This is a genomic window from Mycobacterium sp. D16R24 (genome assembly GCF_002013385.1).
Lineage (GTDB): Bacteria > Actinomycetota > Actinomycetes > Mycobacteriales > Mycobacteriaceae > Mycobacterium.
Map to the genome: position 1 here is coordinate 1 of NZ_MAEV01000013.1, position 22350 is coordinate 22350.

The 22350-nt window shown below is 64.6% G+C and carries 13 protein-coding genes; 10 read left to right on the top strand and 3 right to left on the bottom strand.

Annotated features, from left to right (window positions below; all coding sequences use genetic code 11):
- Positions 1-80 precede the first annotated feature (80 nt).
- Together B4383_RS11490 and B4383_RS11495 are read left to right on the top strand one after the other, a co-directional pair.
- The gene (locus tag B4383_RS11490; RefSeq protein ID WP_078321071.1) at positions 81-500 is read left to right on the top strand and encodes a hypothetical protein; all 420 of its coding nucleotides are present in this window, start codon (positions 81-83) and stop codon (positions 498-500) included.
- On the top strand, positions 497-1492 hold the full coding sequence (locus B4383_RS11495) for an IS3 family transposase (protein ID WP_078321072.1): 996 nt from the start codon (positions 497-499) through the stop codon (positions 1490-1492). Before B4383_RS11490 ends, B4383_RS11495 begins: the two co-directional genes overlap by 4 nt.
- Before the next feature lie 11 nt (positions 1493-1503).
- Here the strand turns inward: B4383_RS11495 and B4383_RS11500 are convergent, their stop codons facing one another.
- From B4383_RS11500 to B4383_RS11510, 3 genes are read right to left on the bottom strand one after another with little or no spacing between them, the layout of a single operon-like run.
- Entirely contained in the window at positions 1504-2469 is a 966-nt protein-coding gene (locus tag B4383_RS11500; RefSeq protein ID WP_078321073.1) for a hypothetical protein, read from the bottom strand.
- Between the two features lie 52 nt (positions 2470-2521).
- The gene (locus B4383_RS11505; RefSeq protein WP_078293895.1) at positions 2522-3403 is read right to left on the bottom strand and encodes a nucleotidyl transferase AbiEii/AbiGii toxin family protein; all 882 of its coding nucleotides are present in this window, start codon (positions 3401-3403) and stop codon (positions 2522-2524) included.
- A complete protein-coding gene (locus B4383_RS11510) occupies positions 3400-4020 on the bottom strand; it encodes a type IV toxin-antitoxin system AbiEi family antitoxin domain-containing protein (protein WP_078293897.1) in 621 nt (206 codons plus the stop codon). Before B4383_RS11510 ends, B4383_RS11505 begins: the two co-directional genes overlap by 4 nt.
- A 180-nt stretch (positions 4021-4200) precedes the next feature.
- On the opposite strand from B4383_RS11510, the gene B4383_RS26285 reads away from it, so the two are divergent.
- From B4383_RS26285 to B4383_RS11545, 8 genes are all read left to right on the top strand, one after another.
- Positions 4201-4320, top strand: coding sequence for a recombinase family protein (locus B4383_RS26285; protein ID WP_139360707.1), 120 nt, complete (start codon positions 4201-4203; stop codon positions 4318-4320).
- A gap of 31 nt (positions 4321-4351) precedes the next feature.
- Positions 4352-4762, top strand: a complete 411-nt coding sequence (locus B4383_RS11515) for a recombinase family protein (protein WP_286150733.1) — start codon at positions 4352-4354, stop codon at positions 4760-4762.
- A gap of 287 nt (positions 4763-5049) precedes the next feature.
- The gene (locus tag B4383_RS11520) at positions 5050-10191 is read left to right on the top strand and encodes a DEAD/DEAH box helicase (RefSeq protein ID WP_078293902.1); all 5142 of its coding nucleotides are present in this window, start codon (positions 5050-5052) and stop codon (positions 10189-10191) included.
- Positions 10192-10196: 5 nt separating this feature from the next.
- On the top strand, positions 10197-13013 hold the full coding sequence (locus B4383_RS11525; RefSeq protein ID WP_078293904.1) for a helicase-related protein: 2817 nt from the start codon (positions 10197-10199) through the stop codon (positions 13011-13013).
- Positions 13010-16987, top strand: a complete 3978-nt coding sequence (locus tag B4383_RS11530; RefSeq protein ID WP_078293906.1) for an N-6 DNA methylase — start codon at positions 13010-13012, stop codon at positions 16985-16987. The genes B4383_RS11525 and B4383_RS11530 overlap by 4 nt, the downstream gene beginning before the upstream one ends.
- Positions 16984-19269 carry an AAA family ATPase gene (locus tag B4383_RS11535; protein ID WP_078293908.1) on the top strand — a complete coding sequence of 762 codons (2286 nt, stop codon included), beginning with the start codon at positions 16984-16986 and terminating at the stop codon, positions 19267-19269. Before B4383_RS11530 ends, B4383_RS11535 begins: the two co-directional genes overlap by 4 nt.
- Positions 19238-20446 carry a restriction endonuclease gene (locus tag B4383_RS11540; RefSeq protein ID WP_078293910.1) on the top strand — a complete coding sequence of 403 codons (1209 nt, stop codon included), beginning with the start codon at positions 19238-19240 and terminating at the stop codon, positions 20444-20446. The genes B4383_RS11535 and B4383_RS11540 overlap by 32 nt, the downstream gene beginning before the upstream one ends.
- Positions 20446-22332, top strand: a complete 1887-nt coding sequence (locus tag B4383_RS11545) for a hypothetical protein (RefSeq protein WP_078293912.1) — start codon at positions 20446-20448, stop codon at positions 22330-22332. Before B4383_RS11540 ends, B4383_RS11545 begins: the two co-directional genes overlap by 1 nt.
- Positions 22333-22350 lie beyond the last annotated feature (18 nt).

Here is a 22350-nt window from a genome sequence, read left to right on the forward strand (position 1 = left end):
TCTCTGTCAGGCTGTGATGAGACACTCGGACTTCCCCGAGTTCACTGTTTTTCGAGGGCGAGACTGGAGTTACCCGACCCATGGACAGCCCGAAGCCGGTAGGTGGCGAGCAGCCGGTTGATCCGGCGCCCCGGCCGACCCGGCGGACGTTTACCGCGCAGTACCGCGACCGGATCCTCGATGAGTACCTCGCCGCCCCGCACGGCGAGAAGGGCGCGGTGTTACGCCGTGAGGGCCTCTACCAGTCCCAGATGCGGGAATGGGCTCAAGCCAGGGAAACGGCCGGCGCGACCCGCAAGTCCCGAAACGCATTGTCTGCCAACGTCACCAATGAATCGGTAGCGGCCCGTGAGGTGGCTCGACTCACCCGCGAGAACGCCCGCCTGAGCAAGCAGCTCACGCAGACGGAGGCCGCGCTGGAGATCATGGGAAAACTGCACGGTCTCTTGGAGTCGATCTCCAAGGGGCCGGGCACACCGCCGCGACTGAGCAAGCCATGACCGTCGCCTACGACGACCTGCGGGCCGCCGGGGCACCCGTGCGCCGCGCCTGTGCCCTGATCGGGCGCGCCCGCGCCACCCATTACCGGCACCGCACACCGCCCGTTGAGGGCCCCGCCAGGCCGCATAGGGCACCGGAGAACGGTCAGTCGCTCACCGACACTGAACGCGCGAAGGTGCTCGCCCTGATCAATACCCCGAAGTACGCCGACCTGGCGATCTGCCAGATCTGGGCGCGTGAACTCGACGAAGGGAACTACCTGTGCTCGACATCGAGCATGTACCGCATCGCCCAAGCCGCAGGCCAAAGCAGGGAACGGCGACGCCAGGCCACGCACCCGGCGAAGGTCAAACCCGAACTGCTCGCCGATGGCCCCTCCCAAGTCTGGACCTGGGACATCACCAAACTTCGTGGCCCGGCCAAGGGCGTCTGGTACCACTTGTACGTCATCATCGACATCTTCTCCCGCTACAACCCGGCATGGCTGCTGTCGGCCACCGAAAGCGCTGAGGAGGCAGAGGAATTCATCGAAGAGGCCGTCTCCCGCAACGGCGCGGTCCCGCACACGATCCACGCCGACCGCGGCACGTCGATGACCTCGGGATCGGTGTCGGAGCTGCTCGCCCACCTCGGTGTCACCCGATCGCACTCCCGCCCGCGAACATCCAACGACAACCCCTACAGCGAGGCCCAGTTTAAGACCCTGAAATACGTCCACGACTTCCCCAAATCGTTTGCCTCCCTTGGTGATGCGCACATATACCTGGACGGGTTCTTCAACGAGTACAACCACGTCCACCGCCACTCCGGCATCGGGTGGCACACCCCGGCATCGGTGCACTTCGGCACCGCCGACGCTATCGACGAGGCCCGCCACATCACCCTGACCGCCGCCTACCACGCCAACCCCGCCCGATTCGGCCGCCGACCCACCCCACCGAAAAGGAAGACGACCGTCTACATCAACGAACCCGAAACACAAATCAACTGATCAGCACTGTCTCATTTGACTTGACAAATTCCGATGTCACCGTGCTGCAACGCATCACGCAAAGCCTCCAGCCACCGGTACTCGAAAGACATCTTCTTGAGATCGTCGAAGAGTGTTTTGACCTCCTCCACCTGCGAGCGGTCGAGGCTGAGGGTTCGTCGGGCGCTACGGATCGTCTGATACTCGTGGATCTGTAGCGCGGCGGTGAAAGAGATAAGCGCTGAGCGGATTCTGCGCCGCCGTTCGTCCATGGCGTCCTGGTCGGATAGTGTTACGCGTTGGCTCTGGAGCTCACCAAGAACGCCGACCAGAACGTCGCACAATCGGTCGCTTTCGTCGGAGATGTGTTGCAGCAGCTCGCTGTCAATCATCCGCCGAAGCCGTTCGTACGCATCGCGATAGCGTGTGTTTTCTTCATTGGTGAGCGAACACAATCGCTCGAAGATGGGTGCGTCGGATCGGCTTGGGTCGCGATGCAACAGAATCGCTCCGTATGGATCGGCTGCCGCTTCTGTATCCTCGGCGTCCATCTCGGCCGTCCGCCTTCCAAGTACGTCCAGGGACTCCTTGAGATCAGCGGCAACGGCGGCAAACCGCTGCTGGATCTCATCCGACGATGGCAGGCCCCCGGTCAGCCAGCCCTTCCGCTCCGACAGGACATCGCGCAAAGCATCTTCCATAAGCCGCTGAGCGGAATCCCTCGTGTAACGATCCCGGACGTCTGGTGTGTCTGCCCAGTCCATAGTCATGGTTGTCGATGTTTTCGCCAGCGCATTGAGCGCCTCGAAAATGACTAGAGCAGAAGGGTTTACACCGGTAACGCTCGACAGCGTGAGGTGCTGCCATGCCTCCAGGGCGTTGTCGGCGAAATCTGTCGCACTCTCGCCCTCGATGTCGTCCAGTGAAGAGGCGAACGCCTCCAATCGGTCGATCCACTCCCCCACGTTCTCCACTTCGCCGTGCTCGTCGTCCGCCACTTCGGTGCCTTTCTTCGGCTGTCACATCAGGTGTAACGCACCACACCGACAATCAGGTTTTCGTCGCCCTATCTATCCGGTGGACGAATCTGTGCACGGCCCCGGCCGCCTCCTCTGCCGTCGCAGCAAGTTCAAGGTGATCCAGCCCTTCCAACGCTCCCGAGTAGATCGGCGGCCAGTGCGGCAGCGCGGTCACATTCGGCGGCCATGGATGCTGAGCACGCGCTTCGAACACCGCGACGCACGCGCGGCGCGTTGACGAAAGATCGGTGTCGGGCAGCAGCCCTTCCAGAAGCTGCGAGTCCACCAAATCGTGAGCGCGATCGTTGACCCTGGGCGCTTCAAACACCGCGGTGACCGCATGGAGCTTCTGCGCGACCTGCCACGGAATGGTCATACACGGCACGGAAACCGCCACGGGGACCCCGACAAGGCCCAGGGCATCCGAAGTGAGAGTGTCGAACTGGTCGGCATTGCCGGCTTCGACGGTGGAGACCTCGATCGGAACAGATGCGAAAGGCTTGCCGCGGTAGTTCACCTTGGCGGTGAATCGTCGCGGCTTCACGGGCATGCCCGGAACGTCGATCTCCTCGGGGACGGTGAAGATCGCGGTGAACCCCTCCCACCCCGTCTCGCCCGCCTCGGCCAGCTGCTCATGGACTTCTTCGATATCGCGACGTGCAACGGTGTCGAAGTCTTTGGACGTTCGCGAATCAGGGATCCCCCGACGCAGTTCGAGCGACGATCCGCCTTTGACCAACAGCAGCGGAGCGCCGTTGTCGTCGATGAGCATGGCTGCGAACTGTGCGACGACGATCATCGCGACGTGGCGCTGCAATCGGCCGAACACCACACCCTGCCGTTGCGCTGCTTGCGCGAGCCGATCCCGCAATGAACGCGGGTTCGTCGGCGGCGACGAATAGGGCTGGTTCATGCCGACGCCCTCTTCGTTCGAGCCCGGCCACGGGCGGGTGCATCGACGGCGGCGCGCAGCTCAGCCGCCGGCCCACGACGAAGGGTCCCCTCTACTTCGGCCCGCTCGATCGCCGTCCGAAGCTGATAGGGATCAGTCCCCGTGTCCAGGCAGTCTTTGATGGTGCGCGCAACCGTTGTCACAGGTATGCCGTCGACCGACGTGATGTCGGTTGCCCGCAGGTCGCGGCGGTGAAGCCGGTACAACTCACCCCCGGCCGCGCGTGGATGGTTGTCTCGCGGGACCGTGAGATGGATGCGCGACGGGTTGACGTCGGCAAGATCGTGAAGCGCCAGGGCCGACTCATGCGAAACAACACCACGCCCCAAAGCCCACGCCACTGCGGCTGCGAGATCGTCGTGCTCACCACGCGGCAGAATGGGCACCCGGTACACACCACGACCGGCACGCTCAAGACGTCCGCGTGCCGTCAGGAGACGAAGCTGCACGGGGTCCACACCGATATCCCGCGCGTCCCGAGTCGTGACGTAGCCATGTTGCTCGGCGGCAAGTTCAACAAGCCGATCCCAGATCGCCATGTGCGCAATCGTATCAAATAGATACCTTTCTGCACACAATACCGACAGCGGACGGTACTCGTATGCAGTCGCCTACCTGGCAGTTTGAACCCCCGCCTCGACGCGGTTCCCGGTCCCACAGCGACCTGGTGTCACAGATGTTAAGCGTTTTGCGACAGGCCGCGTCGGTGCGTGAAAACCCAAGTGGGGCTGTCATATAACCGTGTGACATTAGGCGGCATGACCAAGAACGTCGCTTATGCAAGAGTGAGCGCCAGCAAACAGAAGACCGAACAGCAGGTCGCCGCGCTCCAGGCGGCGGGCTGCGCACCGATCTTCACCGAGACCATGAGCGGGTAAGCGCAACGACCGGCCTCAGCTCGCCGCCGCACTGACCGAGCTCAAACCCGGCGACACCCTCACCGTCTGGAAGCTCGACCGGTTCGGGCGTGACGCCCTCCAGATGCTCGCCACGATCAAGGACTTGCACGACCGGGGCATCGTCGTCCGCTCGCAGACCGATGGCTTGGACTCCAGCACCGACTGCGGGCGAATGGTGATGGGCATCCTGGCCCACGTCGCCGATTACGAGCTGGGCCTGAAACATGAACGGGCCGAGGCCAAGCGCAAGCTGACCCGCCAGCGCGGCGGCTCACTCGGCGGCGCGAAGCCCAAGCTCGATCCCGAGCAGGTCGCGGCTGTGCGCCGCGCCCACGCCAACGGTGAGACTGTCGCGTCACTAGCTCGGGCTCATAAGGTGTCCAGCATGACCGTGTACCGGATGTTGGAGGGTCGGCGATGAGCGCAAGCGGTAACCGCCAGCTCTGGACCGAGCCCGACATCATCGCTGTTGACGACCTCTACCGCAAGCACGGCCAGGATCGTTTACCGAATCGATGATGGGATGACGCGGTAGCCCAAGAAACAGCGGCAAAGACGAGCCCCAAAGCGACGAGCCGCCGGTATGTTCATCGTGACCCCTTGGTCAGGGGCCGTATGTGCCAGTCGGGCATGGGGCAAGGTGACCGGATGCGCGGCCGCGGGGGTGCGCCCGGGGTAGGAGAGTTATCCCGGAGGGAGGAGAGTTGTATGGACATCTTTCGGGTCCATCAGGAGCTGATCGACGACTACAAATCCTTCACCACCAGCGCCGTCGTGCCGCGGGACCCTCGGATCAAGCAATACGTCGACGACGAGCTCGCCGAAGGCAAGCAATGGCCTGAGCCGTGGCTCTCGCTGAACCCGACTTTCGCCGCCGGCGGCTCCATTGACGAACTGGTCGCCGACGACCTGCTGCACCCCGAGTGCGCCAGGATCTTCCGCCCTAAGGCAGACTTGGTGGACGCCGGCGACCGGCCGATCACCCTGCACCGCCACCAGCGAGAGGCCATCGAGACCGCGCGCTCCGGGAAGAGTTACGTGCTCACCACGGGCACTGGCTCCGGTAAGTCGCTGGCCTACATCGTCCCGATTGTCGACCGGGTGCTCCGCCAACAGTCGCGCCAGGCAGGAGTCAAGGCCATCATCGTCTACCCGATGAACGCCCTGGCGAACAGCCAGGTCGGTGAGCTCGAGAAGTTTCTGCGCTTCGGCTACGGCGAGGGGAACGAGCCGGTGACCTTTGCCCGTTACACCGGTCAGGAGCAAGGCGAGCGCCGCGAAGCTATCCTCCGCAACCCGCCCGACATCTTGCTCACCAACTACGTGATGCTCGAGTTGATGCTCACCCGGCCGGAAGAGCGGCGAAAGCTCGTCGACGCGGCGAAGGGCCTAGAGTTCCTGGTTCTCGATGAGCTGCACACCTACCGCGGCCGCCAAGGCGCGGACGTCGCCATGCTGGTTCGCCGGGTGCGAGATGCCTGCCAGTCGCCGGCTATGCAGTGTGTCGGCACCTCCGCGACGATGGCCAGCGCCGGGACCGACGCCGACCAGCGCCGGGTTGTTGCTGAAGTCGCGACGGGCCTGTTCGGCGCGGAGGTCACGGCTGACCGTGTTATCGGCGAGACACTTGACCATGCCACTACTGGCGATCCCGACGACATCGCGCAGTTGTCCCGAGAGGTTCAGGCGGGTGGAGCCGCAGGCGACTATGAGGGTCTGGCTGATTCGTCGCTGGCGTCCTGGATCGAGACAACGTTCGGGCTTGCGATCGAAGAGAATTCGGGCCGGGTGATCCGGCAGCGTCCGGCCAGAGTGCGGGATTCGGCAGCGCGCCTGGCGGACCTCACCGGGCGCACCGTGGATCAGTGCGCCCAAGCGATTCGCACCACACTGTTGGCCGGCTCAGCGGCTAGACACCCGGTCACAGGCAGACCGCTGTTCGCCTTCCGGTTGCACCAGTTCCTCTCGAAAGGCGACACGGTGTATGTGTCGCTGGAAAACGAGGCCCGGCGGCACATCACGTCGCAGTACCAGATCGCGGTGCCCGATCGGCCCGATCACATCCTGATACCGTTGGCCTTCTGCCGGGAGTGCGGTCAGGAGTATCTGGTGGTCGCGCGGTCCTCTGAGGCCTCGGATGTGATCTACCGCCCGCGGCGTGACCGCGACGCCAGCGGAGGAGACCAGGCCAACGGCTACCTCTATATCTCGACCGATCAGCCGTGGCCGGCGGACCCGCTCCCTGAGGGGCGCTTGCCCGACTCTTGGCTGGCTGACGGGCAAGTCGCCGAACGCCGCCGCCAATATCTGCCGCGCCGGGTCCGAGTCGACGTCGGCGGAACCGAGGTCACCGGCGCTGGCATCGACGCAGCGTTCGTCCCGGCTCCGTTCCGGTTCTGCCTACGCTGCAAGGTGTCCTACGAACAAGCTCGAGGAAGTGACTTCGCCAAGCTGGCGACCCTGGATGCTGAAGGCCGAAGTTCCGCGGTTTCTGTGCTCAGCACCTCGATAGTGCGCTCGCTGGACAAGATCCCACCCGGCGAACTCAGCGAGGAGTCACGCAAACTACTGACCTTCGTCGACAACCGTCAGGATGCGAGCTTGCAGGCCGGGCACTTCAATGATTTTGTCCAGATGGTTCAGCTGCGCGGAGCCGTCTACCGGGCATTGCAGAGCGGAAGCCTGCACCACGAGGACGTCGCGCAGCGAGCGGTCGAGAGCCTGGGCCTGCGATTCGAGGATTACGCCGCCAACCCCGAGGCGGTATACGGCGCCCGGTCGTCGGCTGAGCGCGCATTCAAGGAGTTCATCGAGTACCGCTTGTACTCCGACCTTCAACGCGGCTGGCGGGTCACGATGCCCAACTTGGAGCAGACCGGCTTGTTGGTCGTGGAGTACGAGTCGCTCCCCGAAATCGCGGCCGACACCGCACTGTGGGAGCCGGCCTATGAACCGCTGCGAAACGCCACCGCCATCCAGCGAAAAGAGTTGTGCCATATCATTCTTGACGAGTTCCGGCGCGATCTTGCGGTGGCGATCGACTGCCTGACCGACGACGGATTCGATCGTGTGAAGCGGCAGTCCGATCAGCACCTGCAAGGACTGTGGTCGATTCCCCCGCACGAGCCTCGGCCCCGGCCGGCGGTGGTGTCCACCGGGGCAGGCAAGCCGGGCGCCCTGCGGTCGATCGCCCGCCTGACCGGGCGGACCGCGCTGGGACGGTATATCCGCGAGTCCAGCGGGCTCACCCTCGGCGGCGAGCAGATGGACACCGCCGACTCCCAAAAGGTGATCGAAGATCTCCTCAAAGTTCTTGACCGCGCGGGCCTTCTGACAACCGTGGACGTCGAAGGCCTGTCGGGACCGAACTACCGGCTGAAGGCCTCGGCGGTGATCTGGAAGCGGGGTGACGGTGTCACCGGCGCACCCGATCCGCTGCGGAAGGGTTTCGACCCGGATCAGGGCACCCGGGTCAACCCCTTCTTCCTTGAGCTCTACCGCCACACCGCACCCGAACTCGTCGGCATGTACGCCCGCGAACACACCGCCCAGGTGACCGCTGCGGACCGCGAGGAACGTGAAAAGGCCTTCCGCAAAGGCGAATTGAAGGTGCTGTACTGCTCACCCACGATGGAGCTCGGTGTCGACATCGCGAGCCTGAACGCCGTCGCCCTGCGCAACGTCCCTCCGACGCCCGCCAACTACGCCCAACGCAGTGGACGTGCGGGCCGGTCGGGCCAACCCGCACTGGTCACCACCTACTGCGCAACCGGCAATTCGCATGACCAGTATTACTTCCGGCGGTCCGTCGACATGGTCGCCGGCTCAGTCGCCCCACCGCGCCTTGACCTCACCAATGAAGCCCTGCTTGCCTCCCACCTGCAGGCGCTCTGGCTGTCGGAGACCGGCGCCGATCTGCACTCGCGGATGCCCCAGCTGCTGGAACTCGAATCGCCCGGCATGCCATTGACCTCGAACCTCGACAAGACGCTGCGCAACCCTGATGCGATCCGGCGAGCAACCGAACGGGCCGCCACGGTGATCGCCCCGCTCATCGAGGATCTTCAACGTACGTCGTGGTGGCATGTGGACTGGCCCGCAACCGTCATCGCCGCTGCACCCGATGAGTTCGACCGGGCGTGCGAGCGGTGGCGCGAGCTGTACCAAGCTGCACTCGACGATCAGGCCGAGCAAAACCGGATCGTGCTGGACGGCTCGGTGAGGAAGCAGGCGCGGACTGCGGCCGAGGGGCGCCGACGTGAGGCCGAGGGTCAGCTTCGTCTGCTGCGCAACGAGGACACCGACCGCACCCACTCCGATTTCTACACCTACCGCTACTTCGCCAGCGAGGGATTCCTGCCCGGGTACAGCTTTCCCCGGTTGCCGCTGGCCGCCTACATTCCGGGCGTGCGGCCGACGATCGGCAACCGAGCGGGCGGCGACTACCTGCAACGCCCGCGTTTCCTGGCGATCAGCGAATTCGGGCCTGGCGCAATCATTTACCACGAAGGCGCCCGCTACGAGATTAAGCGCATCCAAGTTCCGATGAATTCGGGCGGCATCGGCACGGTCGACACCCAGGATGCCTACCGCTGTCAGTCGTGCGGCTATCACCACGTGCGCCGCCCCGGACTCGACGTGTGCGAGAACTGCGCGGCGCCGCTGAGCGCGCCGCAGTACGGGCTGATGCGCATGCAGACGGTGTTCGCCCGCCGCCGCGAACGCATCTCCAGCGACGAGGAAGAACGCCGCAGAGCGGGTTTCGAGTTGCACACCTCCTACCGGTTCAGCGAGCACGGTCCTCGCCTGGGGCGCTCCGACGCCGCGGTCGGGGATAGTGAGGGCGGGCTGATGACCGTCAGCTACGGCGACACTGCGACGGTGCGCGTCACCAATGTGGGCCGCCGGCGACGCAAGCATCCGGCAGACCTCGGCTACTGGCTCGACACCGTCAAGGGCAACTGGCTCTCGGAGCGGGACGCCGAAGACGCCACGCCCCAGGATGAATCGCTGGACGACGCCGCCGACGTCCCCACCAAGCAGAAGGTGATCCCCTACGTCGAGGACACCCGCAACATCCTCGTGGTCCGACTCGACACGCCCGTCGCCGAGGAGGTGTCCACCAGCCTGCGCTACGCGCTGGAACGCGGTATCGAAGCGGAGTTCCAGCTGGAGGACTCCGAACTGTCCAGCGAAGCGCTTCCCGACAACGACGGACGCGGCCGAATGCTGTTCACCGAGTCGGCCGAGGGCGGCGCCGGTGTGTTGCGGCGGCTGCACACCGAACCGGACGCCTTAGCGCGAGTCGCCTTCGCCGCGTTGGAGATCATGCACTTCAGTGCCGACGGCACCGATCTGGGCCGGGCAGAGGGAGCCCGGGAACGATGCGAGAAGGCTTGTTACGACTGCCTGTTGGCCTACGGCAACCAGACCGACCACGCGGTGATCGACCGGCATGTGATCCGCGACCTGCTGTTGCGGCTCGCGGAAGCGACGACGCTGCCGGCCATCGACGACGAGCCCCGCGGTGACAAGGCGTCAGAGCTCAAGGCGAAGTGTGAATCCGAGTTGCAACGGGCCTTCATCGACTTGCTGGTGCAGCACGAGTTCGCGCTCCCCGATAACGCCGGGCAACCGGTAGCCAAGGCAACGGTGCGCCCCGACTTCGCATTCATTGCCGACGGATCTGCATTGGCGGTGTTCGTCGAAGAGTCCACCCCGCCAGACGCTGAAGAGGTCGAGGAAATGTTCAACGACGCCGGCTGGTCGGTGCTGAGACTTCATCCCGGGCAGGACTGGCTGGCGCAGGTGCGCGAGCACTCATACGTATTCGGCGACGGAAGGGTTTAGGCGCTGTGGGATTCGCCCCTGGAAATCTGGTCACGGCGCGCGGCCGCGAATGGGTGGTGCTGCCGGAGAGCACAGATGACTTTCTGGTGCTGCGGCCCATCGGCGGCATCGACGACGACATCGCCGGAGTGCTCGCCAGTGAGGGGGTCAGCCCGGCGTCGTTCACGCCGCCGCAGGCTGAGGATCTCGGCGACCACCTGAGCGCATCGCTGCTACGCAGCGCGCTGCGGATCGGGTTCCGCTCCACCGCAGGCCCGTTCCGCAGCCTGGCCTCGATCGCGGTCGAGCCCCGCGCCTACCAGATGGTGCCGCTGATGATGGCGCTCCGCCAGGACGTCGTGCGCCTGCTGATCGCCGATGACGTGGGCATCGGCAAGACCATCGAGGCCGCTTTGGTGGCCACCGAGCTGCTGAAGGTCGGTGACGCACGCGGGCTCACGGTGCTGTGCAGCCCCGCGCTGGCCGAGCAGTGGCAGGGCGAGCTCAGAGAGAAGTTTGGTCTCGAAGCGGAACTGGTTCTGCCCAGCACGGTTCGCCGGCTGGAACGCGGACTCATCGGCGCGGAGTCGATCTTCGAGCGGTACCCGGTCACCGTGGTGTCCACCGACTTCATCAAGAGCGCACGGCGTCGCCACGAGTTCCTCCGCACCTGCCCGGATCTGGTGATCGTCGACGAGGTGCACACTTGCGTCGCGGACTCCACCACCAGCGGATCGGGCCGCACTCAGCGCTATGAATTGGTCCGCGACCTGGCGGCCGACCCTTCGCGGCACCTGATCCTGGCCAGTGCCACCCCCCACAGCGGCAAGGACGAGGCATTCCGGAACCTGCTGGGGCTGTTGAAACCCGAGCTGGCCACCGTCGACCTGGAGAAGAAAGCCGACCGGGAACACTTGGCCAGGCACTTCGTGCAGCGCCGCCGCGCGGATCTCCGCCGGTATCTCGACGAGGACACCCCGTTCCCGAAGGATCGCCTCTCCGCTGAGGTGCCCTATTCGCTGAGCCCGGAGTCCCACGCGTTGTTCACCAAAGTCCTCGACTACGCCCGGGAAACGGTGCGCACCGACGAAGGCGGGCTGGCTCGGCGGGTCAACTGGTGGTCCGCGCTGGCGCTGCTGCGCGCGCTGGCCTCGTCGCCGCGGGCGGCGGCTCAGACCCTGCAGACCCGGGCGGCGACGGTCGCCGCCGACTCCCCGGAGGAAGCCGACGCCATCGGCCGGGCCATCGTGCTCGACCAGGCCGACGACGAGGCGCTGGAGGCCGTCGACACCACGCCCGGCGCCGACACCGACATCAAGGCCGGCAATGCGAAATCGCGCCGGCTGCAAGCGTTCCGGGCCGAAGCTCTCAAACTCGAAGGCAAACCCGATCGAAAGATCGCCGCGTTGGTCAAGAGCGTCAAGGAACTGCTGGGCGACGGATTCAACCCCATCGTGTTCTGCCGATTCATTGACACCGCCGAGTACGTGGCCGAGCAACTCGGTGCGGCTCTGGGCAAGAACGTCACCGTCCGCGCCGTTACGGGCACCCTGCCGCCCGCTGAACGGGTCGCTCGTATCGAGGAATTGGCGACGATTCCGGGCCAGCACGTCCTGGTGGCCACCGACTGCCTCTCGGAGGGCGTGAACCTGCAGGAAAACTTCCAGGCGGTGGTCCACTACGACTTGGCGTGGAACCCCACCCGCCACGAACAGCGGGAGGGCCGGGTGGACCGCTTCGGCCAACGGGCCGACACGGTGCGCGCGGTGACTCTCTACGGCCGCGACAACCAGATCGACGGGATCGTGCTCGAAGTCCTGCTTCGCAAACATGAGGCGATCCGCAAGGCGACCGGCGTCGCGGTTCCGGTACCCGACAACAGTGAGGCCGTTGTCGAGGCACTGATGGAGGGACTGCTGCTGCGCGGCCGCGACGCCGAGCAACTGGGTCTGGAACTCGACCTGGAGGAGAAGCGCGACGCGCTGCACAACCAATGGGAGTCGGCGGCCGCACGGGAACGCAACGCCCAGACCAAGTACGCCCAGCACGGCATCAAACAACAGGAAGTGGAGACTGAGCTCAACGAGACCCGCGCCACCCTGGGCACCAACACCGACGTCGCCGAATTCGTCGACCACGCGCTGCGGGCCTTGCGGTCGACGGTGACCACCGCCGAATCTGGATTCACTGCGACGCTGGGGCCCCTGCCCCTGGGGCTGCGTGACGCGCTACCGCCCGGGCGCAAGGACCCGCTGCACTTCGCCGCCGCGCTCCCGGTTGCCCGGGGTGACGCCGTGCTCACCCGCACCGACGCATCGGTGGAGGCGGTCGCCAACTACGTCCTGGAATCGGCTCTCGACCCGCAGCTTCCCGACGATCAGCGGCCAGCCCGCCGCTGCGCGGTCATCCGCACCAAATCGGTATCCACCCGCACCACGCTGCTCATCGTCCGCTACCGCTTCCATCTGCGGCTGCCGTCCCGCTCGGGGAACCGTGAGCTGGTCGCCGAGGACGTCGCGACACTCGCCTTCGAAGGATCTCCGGCGAAGCCGCACTGGCTCTCACCGGACGCGGTGGCGCCGCTGCTGCACGCCCGACCGTCCGGCAACGTCCCCGCCCCGCAGGCGACCCAGTTCATCACCCGAGCCCTCGACGGTCTGCCCGACATCGCCACCCATCTCGCCCAACACGGCGAAGAGCTCGCCGCGCGGCTGCTCGAGTCGCACCGCCGGGTGCGTCAGGCGGCCGCCGACGTGGTCCGCGGCCTGGCAGTGACCGTCGAACCGGGCGCCGACGTCCTCGGCGTCTTCGTGTACGTGCCCCCGGCTGGAGGTGACAAGTGAGCACCGACACCGCATCCACCAACTTCGTCGGCGTCCGCATCGTCGCCGGTTTGCTGCCCGCAGACCTGCTCGCCAAACTCGCGGCCGGTCAGGCCGACGGGTTGTCCTCCAAAGACTTTCACCTCGCCGCCGGGGAAACCGTACGCGACGCCGCCAACCGGGTATGGGCCTATCTGCGGGGCGCCTGGACCACCTACCGCGCGGCCCTGGCCGCGCTGCCCGACAACGATGCCGCGACCGGGCTGACCCGAGAACGCTTCGCCCTCGTGCTGCTCGACCAGCTGGGGTACGGCCGCGTCCACCCCACCGGGAAAGGCGGCCTGCACGTCGGGGACCGCAGCTTCCCCATCTCACATCTGTGGGGAAACGTCCCGATCCACCTGCTCGGCCGCGTCGCAGTCGACACCCGGACGAAGGGCGTGGCCGGGGCGGCCGGCGCCTCGCCGCAGTCGATGGTGCAGGAACTGCTCAACCGCTCCGATGACCACCTGTGGGCCATCCTCGCCAACGCGACCACCCTGCGGCTGATTCGCGACTCCACCTCGCTGGTGGGATCGGCCTACGTCGAATTCGACCTGGAAGCGATCTTCGACGGCGACCTGTTCGCGGACTTCCTGCTGCTGTACTCGCTGTGCCACGTCTCCCGCCTCGAACCCCGCGACCCCGAGATCGGTCCCGCCTCCTGCTGGCTGGAGCACTGGCGCCAAGACGCCATCCAATCCGGTTCCCGCGCCCTGAACCTGCTGCGCGAAGGCGTCATCCAGGCACTGCACACCCTCGGCTCAGGATTCCTCACCCACCCCGACAACGCGACACTGCGCCAAGACCTCGCCGACGGCCAGATCACCGTCGAGGAGGTCAACCACGCCCTGCTGCGGGTCACTTACCGGTTGCTGTTCACCTTCGTCGCCGAAGACCGCAACGCACTGCTGGATCCCCACGCTGATCCGCAGGTGCGCCGTCGCTACCTTGACTACTTCTCCACCGAGCGGTTGCGGCGGACATCCCGGCGCCGCCGCGGCGGCCGCTACGGCGACCGCTGGGAGGCCCTCAAAGTCGTGTGGCGCGGCCTCGGCAGTGTCGACGGCCTGCCCGAACTCGGGCTGCCCGGCATCGGCGGCCTATTCGACCACGGTGCGCTGGACTTCCTCATGGACTGCTCACTGAGCAACCAGGCGCTGCAATCCGCGGTGCGCTCCCTGTCACTGGTGAAAGAACCCCGGTCACAGGCCATGCGGATCGTCGACTACCGCAACCTGGGCGCCGAAGAACTCGGCAGCATCTACGAGTCACTACTGGAACTCATGCCGAGCTGGGACCCAGCCACCAAGACCTATTCACTGGCCGTCGCATCGGGCAACCAACGCAAGGACACCGGCTCCTACTACACCCCCACCTCACTGGTGGAGTCACTACTGGACACCGCGCTCGACCCGATCTTGAACGACGCCGAAAAGTCCGACGAACCCGAGCAGGCGCTGCTGCGCGTCACCGTCTGCGACCCCGCCTGCGGCAGTGGACATTTCCTCGTCGGGGCCGCCCGCCGGATCGCCAAGCGGGTGGCCGCCCTGCGGACCGGTGACCCCGAACCGGCACCCGAGGCGGTGCGCTCCGCGATGCGCGACGTGGTCGGGCGCAGCATCTACGGCGTCGACCTCAACCCGCTCGCCGCGGAGTTGGCCAAGGTGTCGCTCTGGCTGGAAGCCCTCGACCCCGGCCGGCCGCTGACCTTTTTGGACGCGCAGATCAGAATCGGGAACGCCCTCGTCGGCGCTACCCCCCGGCTGCTCGCCGGGGGTCTGCCCGATGAGGCGTTCAAGCCGATCGAGGGCGACGACAAGAAGATCACCGCCACCCTGGCCAAGCAGAATAAGGCCGAGCGCAGCGCCCAGGGCAGCCTCTTCGATGTCGACATGGTCGCCGCGAACACGAAACTTGCCGAGCAGGTGGAGAAGGTGGTCGCCGCACCGGCGCTGTCGTTGGATGACGTTCATGTGCAGGAGCAACGTCTGCGCGCCTACACCGAGTCGACCGCTTACCGTCAGCAGCGATTGGCGGCCGACGCCTGGTGCGCGGCATTCGTGTGGCCGAAAAGCCTCGGCGCGCCACCCGCGGTCACCCAGCGCACCATCACCACGCTGATCGACGGGGACGACAAACTCACCGACAAGCAGCGCGCCGAGATCGAACAACTGACCGCCGAATACCGGTTCTTCCACTGGCACTTGGAGTTCCCGCACATCTTCCCCACCGAATCCACGGACGACGACACCGTCAACGAGACCACCGGCTGGTACGGCGGATTCTCCGTCGTGATCGGCAACCCGCCCTGGGAGCGAGTGAAACTTCAGGAACAGGAGTTCTTCGCCTCCCGTGATCCCGAGATCGCGAAGGCACCGAACGCCGCGGCGAGGAAACGCCTCATCGCGGCTTTGCCGTCCACCCACCCCGCGCTCCACGCTGCGTTCGTGGCGGAGAAACGAAACGCCGAAGGCGTGTCACACTTCATGCGCAACTCCGGCCGCTACCCACTGGCCGGCCGCGGCGACATCAACACCTACGCGGTGTTCGCCGAAACCGACCGCGAACTCCTCGGCGGCAAGGGCCGCCTCGGAGTGATCCTGCCGACCGGAATCGCCACCGACGCCACCACCCAGTACTTCTTCAAGGACCTCGTCGACAATGCCGCGATCGCCAGCCTCTACGACTTCGAGAACCGCAAGCCCCTCTTCGAGGCGGTGGATAGCCGCTTCAAGTTCTGCCTGCTCACCCTGACCGGACGAAATCTGCGCGAACCGGCAGCCGACTTCGCCTTCTTCGCCCACGACCCCACCGACCTCGACCGGCCCGGTGTGCGATTCGCCCTCTCGCCCGAGGAAATCACGCTCCTCAACCCCAACACAGGAACCTGCCCGATTTTCCGGAGTCGACGGGATGCGGAGATCACCCTCGGCATCTACCGGCGGGTCCCGGTGCTGATCCGCGAGGGGGATCCGGACGGCAACCCCTGGGGCGTGAAGTTCATGACTATGTTCCACATGTCGAATGACTCCCATCTCTTCCGGACCCGCGACGAGCTTGAGGCAGAGGGGTGGACGCTTAGCGGCAATGTATTCCGCAGGGGGAAGAAGCAGATGTTCCCGTTGCAAGAAGGGAAGATGGGGAACCAGTTCGACTACCGATCTGCAACGTTTGTTGGCACAGGCGACACCGACATCATGAGCAACGATTGCCACGATGAGCAAGCTGTAGTAATGCCTCGATACTGGGTCCCGGAGAACGAAGTTTCGGAGCGACTCGGCCGTCGCTCATGGGGAACAACCTCCGCGATGCTCGGGTTTCGCCGCGTGGCGAGAAATACTGACGAGCGAACAATAATTGCAGCTGTACTACCCTGGGGTGCAGCCTCCTATGGGTGGATCATCTCCGCGGGACCAAATGCCGAGAATTTGGCAATCCTCTGCGCACAATACAACTCATTTGTTTTCGACTTTCTGGCTCGACAGTTCCTTACACAACCATCGATTCCCCAATCGACCTTTGAGCAGCTGCCGACTGTAACGATCGCTCACATTCGAACTGGTGCAGCTGGACTGGACCCTGTCGACGAGTTCATCGTCAAGCGGTCTGCAGGCCTTAATGCGACAGGCACCGAGCTGTCGGACTGGTCCCGGGAATGCGGTCTAGGGGGAGTGTCCGCTTGGGAACCCGGCCGCCGGGAAGTATTTCGGACAGAGCTGGACGCCTTGTTCTTCCACTTGTTTGATGTGCCCCGAGACGATCTCGACTACATCATGGATACATTTCTCATCGTCAAGCGCAAGGACATTGCGGTGCACGGGGAGTACCGCACCAAGCGGCTGATCTTGGAGATCTATGACGCGATGGCGCGGGCCGAGGCAACGGGCGTTCCATATGCATCGCAGTTCGACAAGCAGGAAGATAGCGAGCTTGGAGGGGAGGTGCGGCCATGACTGAGATCGAGGTCGGAACGTTCGCTCGTGAAGCTGCGGTCGCGGTGGAGGCGGTCGGCCGACGGCTGATCGAGGTGGGCTTGAGCGGTGATGGCTCGCTGCTGACGCCCGGTGAACTCGTTTGGACTCTGCCGAATCTGGACGAGCTCCAGAGGGACTACGTCGACAAGCCAGATCTGGGAGGCGGCGGGTTCTTTGAAAAGTTGCAAAATCAATTGGCTGGCGCATCATCCGCTGTGGTTCAGTTGTACGCAGAATTGCTGATCCTCAACGTGCTTCCGATCATGAATGTCGGCGGTCCGCTCAAAGTCACGCAGGTACAAAGTGTCCTTGACATGAGCAGCGAGCCGGTGGCGTTGCCCGGTGACGTTGAGGCTGCGCTGCTCGCGGGCGGCGTGTTTCACGGCGGTCAGGCCTTCACCACCTACCGATGGGCGCAGATCGCTTACCTGATTCAGTTTGCGCGTCACTTCAAGTCCCTTTCCGAACAGCGGCAGATCGACGCGCTGGCCGACCCGCTGATCTTTCGCGAAGAGGTCACGGCGGTCCCGACAGGCCAGGGAGCTCAACGGCAGTCACTGCTCTACTTGGCTTTTCCGCACTTCTTCCTGCCCGTCGTCAAGACCGAGCACCGCACAGCGCTGCGCGACGCGTTCGCTGGCGACTACCTGGCGGATCCCTCGGGTGACGTCGATGTCGACTTGGCACGCATCTATGGTGCCATCACCGAGGCCGAGGGCGGGCACGTCGATTTGTACGCCAAGCCATGGATTGATCTGTGGCAGAAGCCATCGTCGCCAAGTCCCGAGCCTACGGATCAGGTGCAGCACGCATGGAAAGTGCACGGGTCCAACGTCAAAGGCCAGGATATGGTGCCGACCTGGCGGACGAAGCAGTCGGTGTCACTGGCAGCGAGCCTGCTGCGGCCAATTGATGCCGACGTGAGCCGGGAAGAGCTGAAAGCATTCGTCGACGAGGACTATCGATCCTCGGGTTACGCCGCCCGCCAAGAGAAGTTTGACGAGTTCTACACGTTCCTCAAGCGAATGCACCCAGAAGACCTCGTTGTCACCGTAAGTCAGGGACAGGTTTACTTCGGAACCATCACCGGACCGCCTGAATTCGTGAAAAGCAGTGACCAGCGGTCCAATCTCAGACGCACCGTCAGGTGGTATTCCCGCTCATTGCCGTTAGCGGACCTCCCGGCCGAGGTATCGGCTCGTTTCAGTGCCCAAGGCGAAGTTCTGGACCTCACCCAGCATTTGGACACGCTCGTGGCCTTGGCCGAGCATCGGCAGCCACCGAAAGGGCCTGCTTCACTGAACCTTCCAGATGCCACCGATGAACTGGCGACACGTCTGAACGTGCCCACAGAGTGGCTGCAGGAATGTGTGGACCTTCTGCGAGACCGCCCGCAACTGATCTTCTACGGCCCGCCCGGGACGGGCAAGACCTACATCGCTCAGGAACTCGCACGGCATCTCACCACCGGGGCGAATGTCAAGATCGTCCAGTTCCATCCGGCCTATACCTACGAGGACTTCTTCGAGGGATACCGGCCGAAGGAACACGGCGGCGGCCAGGTCGGCTTCTCCCTCACCCCAGGGCCGCTGCGCTCTTTGGTCGACAAGGCCAAGGACAATCCGGATGCGGTCTATGTGCTGATCATCGACGAGATCAACCGGGGCAATCTGGCCAAGGTTTTCGGTGAGCTCTACTTCCTACTGGAGTATCGCGACAGCGCGATCGACCTTCTCTACTCCGCGGACAACACCGAGCCGTTCTCGCTGCCGAAGAACATCCTCATCATCGGGACGATGAACACCGCCGACCGTTCGATCGCCCTCGTCGACGCCGCGATGCGCCGGCGCTTCGCCTTCCTTCCGCTGCACCCCTCGGAGAGCCCAACCAACGGGATTCTCCGCAAATGGCTCAACGCGACGAACCATCCCAGCGACGTGGCCGAACTACTCGAGGAACTCAACTCGCGCATCGAGGATTCCGACTTCAAGATCGGACCGTCCTACTTCATGCGGCCGGCGGTGCACGAGGCCGGCAACAAAGGGCTGGAGCGGGTCTGGCGCACCGCAATCCTGCCGCTGCTCGAAGAGCACCACTACGGCGACGGCACCGACGTCCGATCCCGTTACGGTCTCGACGTCATCCGCAACGCCCTGCAGAACAAGGCTCCTGTCGGCGAAACACCGCCGGCCGATGACGGCCCGGCCACAACCCCTCCGGAAGCACCTAATGACGGCGCCGACACCGCTGCTGCTGACTGAGGGCGAGGCCGCCACGACCGTCGCACTCACCGACGCGGAATACGCTGCGCTGCAAGGCCTCGCCTTGGTGAACGTGACACCGACGCTGACGCACGGGCTATTCGAGGTCTCGGCCAGCCGCAAAGTCGGCGCCGTCCGCATCGGTGAGCGTCAGATCGTCGTGCGCCCGAAGATCACCGATCTTAACCGGCTGGTGTTCCTGCTCGGTTATGCCAAGGATCCCGGCATCTGGCGTGACGATCTGGTGCATCTCTCCGCCGACGAAGATCTGTTACCTGCTCTGGCAGAGGCCTTCGGCCGGCTTGCCCTCCGCGCGGTGGAGCAGGGCCTCTTGCAGGGATACCGCACCGTCACCGACCGGCTGCCGGTGCTGCGCGGCCGGCTGCTGGCCGGCGAGCAGATGACCCGCCTCTACGGCCTTCCCGTCCCGGTGGCCGTCGAGTACGACGACTTCACCATCGACATCGCCGAGAACCAACTGCTGCTTATGGCCGTCAACCGGCTCATCACCGCTCCCAGGCTCGCGGAGGCAGCGCGTCGCCGCCTGCAGCGACTGCGGCGCATCCTCGCCGACGTGACGGTTTCGCCGCGCGGTGCCGTACTGCCAAAATGGCACCGCAGCCGACTCAACGCCCGATACCACTCGGCACTGGCCCTTGCCCACATCGTGCTCGCGGCCGAGTCGTTCGAGCACCGCATAGGTGACCTCACCGTCACCGGCTACATGTTCGACATGTGGCGGGTGTTCGAAGACTTCGTCACCACCGCGCTTCGGGAGGCACTTCACTCTGAAGGTGGCCACAGCGCCTGCCAAAAGTCCCTGAGCCTCGACCTGCGCGACCGCGTGGTGATGCGCCCGGACCTGATGTGGATGCGTGACGGGAATGTGCGCGCGGTCGTCGACGCCAAGTACAAAGCCGAACGGCCCGAAGGCTTTCCGAACGCCGACCTCTACCAGATGCTGGCGTACTGCACCGTGTTAGGCCTTCCTGAAGGGCACCTGGTGTACGCGAAAGGCAATGAGCCAGTGGACCTGCACACCGCTCGGGGCAGCGGTGTGGTGATCCACTGCCATGCCCTCGATTTGAGTGCTCCACCGGCCGAGCTGCTGCGGCAGGTCGATCAGCTGGCGGCAACGGTTGCGCAGCCGACGGGCGCACTGAGCGTGGGGGCGTAATGGCATCAAAGAAGGTGAATGTCGCCGTCTATGACGGCGACCGGCTCGTGACCAAGCTGGCCGCTCGCCCGGTACGGCTCATGCCCGATGGGTACGCCGGCGTCGTCTACAACGCAGCGGTCTATCCCCTGTACACAGACGACTGCATCAACCTTGCGGACGAGCCGGTGGACAAGGACGACTGCGGCGGCTTCGTACCGGCATACAAAGACACTCCGTACGCGCCCGAGGACGGACCGACCGACGGAGATGACGATGCCGGCCACCTCGGAATCGAGGCCTGGTATCTGGAAAGCAATCAGTTCGGGCATTACCTCGTCTTCGATGCGTCGGAGACTGCCGCGCGGCGGCTCGTGGAAGCGGTCGAGTCGCGCGGTCTGGGAGTCAGACGCTGGGATGAGAGTTCTCGCCCAGCCGACAATGGTCAGTTCTACGACTGGTTCATCCGGCTGGGCTTCACAGGCTCGCGTGAGGAGTGCCTTCGCCAGCTGGCGGATCTACTTGTGGACGAACAGATTCAGCAGGATGACGGCCCAAGTGAGGTGCTGGCTGATGCTGAGTCTGATTCCGGCTCCGCGCACCTAGAGGAGGTGTTGGACGCAGTGCTCGCCGCCGGTACGAAGGATCTCGATACCGGCCAGGTGGTCGAGTTTCTCGAGTTGCTCGACCTGGAGGGAAGCGGCGAGCACCTCGGCTATTTCAGTTGGCGCTACCGCGAGGCAATGACTCGTCCCGGCTCAGCCTTTGACGGTTCCGTTGAGAGCCGCCTGCGAGTGCTCGCCACAATCGCCAAAGACGACAAAGAACTACTGGCGCGACTCATCCGCAGTTACGGCAGATTCCTTGACCAGTCCCGTGGTCTGACCCGGAGCGCGATTGAGGCCGAGTTTGACCGGGTCGACCTCGACGCCAGCTGGCGGTCGGCTGAAGACGCGTTGCGTCGAGCGCGGGCCAGCACAATCTTTCTGATCCACGCCTCACTGCTGATCTTCGGAGACGACGACTGTAGAGAGCAGCTGATTGACAAGGTGCGCCAACTGTCGCCCCCGGAGCCGCATGCACGGCGCCAGCACCCGCAAAACGTGACCGCCGCGATCGGCAACCTGGAACGGATGATCGGCTTCGTCGAGCAACTACTCTGCGGTGACCTGGATGATTTCGAAGAACGGTTCGTCAACGGACAGGACGAACTGCTTGCGCTCGAACGCGGTGACTTCGACTTCATCACTGAGTTGGCCAGCGTGGCAAAGGTTTCGGCTGGGGCGGTGGACGGTGACCTGCCGTTTGTGGTCCTGCCGCCGGGTGAACTGATCCAGTCGTTCATCACGGAGCTACGCGCGAAAGGCAGCTATAAGGGTCGAGAGATCGACTTGAAGCGCGTCGAGGTGCTGAAGCGGCTTGAGGACTATTTCCCTGAAGCGCGTTGCCGAATCCACCGTGGCGCCTTCCCGTCGAGCGGTCGGGATAACCTCTACGTCGTTCTGTCCATCGCACACCCTGGCGGCCGTGGTGAGGACGCCGTGGCGATAAGCCCTTGCAGGGGCGAGCATGCGACGTTCGTGGTGCGCCACGATTGCGGCTCCGGCCTGCCTTGGCACGTTGTCCTCTCCCAAACCAAGCGTGAGGCGAAGTTACTTGGAGCCCGCCGGCTGTTGTTCACTTCGAAGTCGGGACGCGGAATCGACGAATACGAAGCCATGCTGGGGAAACTGTTGCGGCTGCTCAAATCCGAGCCCGAGGACTTCGATTGGGGCGGAGCATCTCTGGATGAAGAGTTGCATGCCGACGACGGTCGACCGGGTTGGAAAGGTGGTCGGGCTGGCGAAGGCGGCTCGTCACCGGGGGCGGTGGGAAAGATCGTCAACTGGATATTGCGGCGGAGGTGAGTGACCGAGTTGAACCGC